Here is a 3,118-nt window from a genome sequence, read left to right as displayed (position 1 = left end):
TTATCAGGTACAATGGATGCTTTTGCATCAGTTATTTCTAATAACTTAAATATTGTCATGAAAGTTTTAACTGTAATTACAATCGTTATGGCCATTCCGAATATCATTTTTAGCTTTTATGGAATGAATGTAACGGGTCTTCCAGTAGCCGTATGGTGGTTTCCAACTTTAATTGCCGTTATTGCCTGTGTGATTGCTACGATCATTTTCATGAAAAAAGATATGTTTCATTAATAAAAATAGTTCATATGCTTAGCTATGAACTATTTTTTTGCTTATTCTAATTCAAACTGTCCGGTATATAACTTATAATAACGGCCTTTTTGTTTCAATAATTCTTCGTGACCACCTCGTTCAATGATCTTACCATGATCTAAGACCATGATTGCATCACTATGACGGACCGTTGATAAACGATGAGCAATGACAAAAACTGTTCGATTTTCCATTAAGCGATCCATTCCCTGTTCGATTAATTTTTCAGTTCTCGTATCAATCGAACTAGTCGCTTCATCTAAGATCAGTACTGGCGGATTGGCAATTGCCGCTCTGGCAATCGCTAATAATTGCCGTTGTCCCTGAGATAAATTGGCCCCGTCACCGCTTAACCAGGTATCATAACCATCAGGTAAACGACGAATAAAACTATCAGCATTAGCTAATTTAGCTGCTTCTTTTACTTCATCTAGCGAAGCATCTAATTTACCATAGCGAATATTATCAGCTATCGTTCCCGTAAATAAATGCGTATCTTGTAAAACAATTGCAATCGAATGACGCAAGTCATCTTTTTTTATTAATTTAACATCGATTCCATCATAAGTAATACTTCCTTTAGAAATATCGTAAAAACGATTAATTAAGTTGATGATCGTTGTTTTACCAGCACCAGTATTACCGACAAAAGCAATTTTTTGTCCCGGTTTTGCAAACAAACTAATGCCCTTTAAAATTTCCTGATTTTCATTATAACCAAAAACAACATCATTAAAACGAACATCACCTTGAAGTTCAACTAATTCAATCGTACCATCAAGCCGTGGATGTCGCCAGGCCCATAAACCAGTATGATAATTACATTCATGCAAGATTCCATCTTTGTCTTTTTCAACTGCAGTTAGTGTTACCATACCTTCATCTATTTCTTCACTTTCATCGATCATAGCAAAGATTCTTTCAGCCCCAGCCATCGCTGCCAAGATAAAATTCAGCTGCTGTGTAAATTGATTTATTGGCATCGCAATTTGCCTCACAAATACCAAATACGATGATAAACTTCCTAGATCCATCATTTTCTCAATCGTCATGAAACCACCAATACAAGCAACGATTGCATAGTTTAAATAAGATATACTAACAACACTAGGAATCGTCCGTCCCGAAAATGTTAAAGCTTCACTGGCTGCAAACTGTAATGCCTGATTGCGTTTGTCAAATTCTTCAATATTTTTTTCTTCATGATTAAAGACCTTAACAACTTTAACACCATCAACCATTTCTTCGACAAAACCATTTAAATTACCCATGGCATCCATTTGTTTTTTAAAATAATATTTACTTCGTTTACTTAGATACTGAATTAATAAATACATAATGATCATCGAAGTTAACACGATTAATGATAATTGCCAATTTAAAACAAAAATCAATATTAATGTTCCCACGATCATAATAAAACTTTGAATCACATTATCAAAACTATTATTTAAAGCATCTTGAATTGTATCTAGATCATTAGTAAAACGACTCATAATATTACCATGACTATTTTGATCAAAATATTGAATTGGCAGTTTTTGCATTTTATTAAACAGATCACGTCGAATTTCTTTAGTAATCTTAGCAGCTGTACGCACCATTATTTGCTTATAGATTGCCGTTGCACTAGCACCAATAAAATAAATTATGGCCATTAAAATAATAAAACTAAATAATCCTTGAAAATCTTGAACTAAGATATATTTATTGACAACTGTTTTAATTGAATAGGTTCCCCATAAATTTACCCCCGTACTAACTGCAACTAAAAGGGCAATCACTAATAATGAATATTTATGATAACCAATATACTTTTTAAACGCAATCAATGTCTTTTTCATATTTTGCGGTTTTGCATTTGTAAGTTGTCTAGCCATTTGGATTCGCTCCTTTTAATTGAGTATAGTAAATTTCTTGATAAATTTCATCACTAGATAATAACTGTTGATGGCTGCCAGCTGCATGGATTTTACCATCTTCCATGATAACGATTAAATCGGCATGAAGAATTGATGATACCCGCTGGGCAATGATTATTTTGGTAGTATCTTGTAAACTCGCTAACCCTTCACGAATCATTGCTTCTGTAGCCGTATCTACAGCACTAGTCGAATCATCAAAAATCAATACTTTAGGGTGTTTTAATAAAGCTCTGGCAATACATAAACGCTGTTTTTGACCACCAGAAACATTGATACCGCCTTGGCCTAAATTAGTTTCGTAACCGTCTTTAAAATTACCAATAAATTCATCAACACAGGCAATTTTACTAGCCCAGGCTATTTCTTCATTGGTTGCCAGTTCATTGCCCCATAATAAATTTTCCTTGATTGTTCCGCTAAATAAAGTATTTTTTTGCAGTACCATGGCAATACTATCACGCAAATGTTCGACACTATATTCGCGAACATCATGACCATCAATCATGATTGAACCTGCACTAACATCATATAACCGGGGAATCAACTGTACTAAAGTCGTTTTCGCTGATCCCGTTCCCCCTAAAATACCAATTGTACTGCCTGAAGGTATCGTTAAATTGATGTTGCTTAAAGCATATTCTTTAGCATCATCACTATATTTAAAATAAACATCTTTAAATTCAATATCGCCTTTAACTACTTTGGTAAGTGGTGTTTTAGGATCATTGATATCTATTTTTTCATCCAATACTTCAAAGATCCGCTGACAGCTGGCAAGAGAACGCGTAATCATCAAAAAAACAGCTGATAGCATCATCAATGAATTTAAAATTTGTAGAACATAACTCAAAAATCCTGTTAACTCCCCAATTTGCATTTGTTTGGCTAAAATCATTTGACCACCAAAAAATATAATACAAACAATAGTAGTATACATT

3 protein-coding genes are annotated in these 3,118 nt (G+C 33.6%); 1 reads left to right on the top strand and 2 read right to left on the bottom strand.

The window, feature by feature from the left end; genetic code table 11:
- Positions 1-234, top strand: a 234-nt coding sequence (locus J7M77_RS00920; protein WP_296875081.1) for a CorA family divalent cation transporter, incomplete at its 5' end; no start/stop codon positions are given.
- Positions 235-275: 41 nt separating this feature from the next.
- Here J7M77_RS00920 and J7M77_RS00915 read toward each other — a convergent pair.
- Both J7M77_RS00915 and J7M77_RS00910 read right to left on the bottom strand, forming a co-directional pair.
- Positions 276-2,135 (bottom strand): ABC transporter ATP-binding protein, encoded by a 1,860-nt coding sequence (locus J7M77_RS00915; protein ID WP_296875080.1) that lies wholly within the window; start codon positions 2,133-2,135, stop codon positions 276-278.
- On the bottom strand, positions 2,128-3,118 hold a 991-nt coding region (locus J7M77_RS00910; RefSeq protein WP_296875079.1), incomplete at its 5' end, for an ABC transporter ATP-binding protein. The genes J7M77_RS00910 and J7M77_RS00915, both read right to left, overlap by 8 nt.

Source organism: Thomasclavelia sp., assembly GCF_017889095.1.
Classification (GTDB): Bacteria; Bacillota_I; Bacilli_A; order Erysipelotrichales; family Coprobacillaceae; genus Thomasclavelia.
This window is presented reverse-complemented; position numbering and strand designations above follow the sequence as displayed.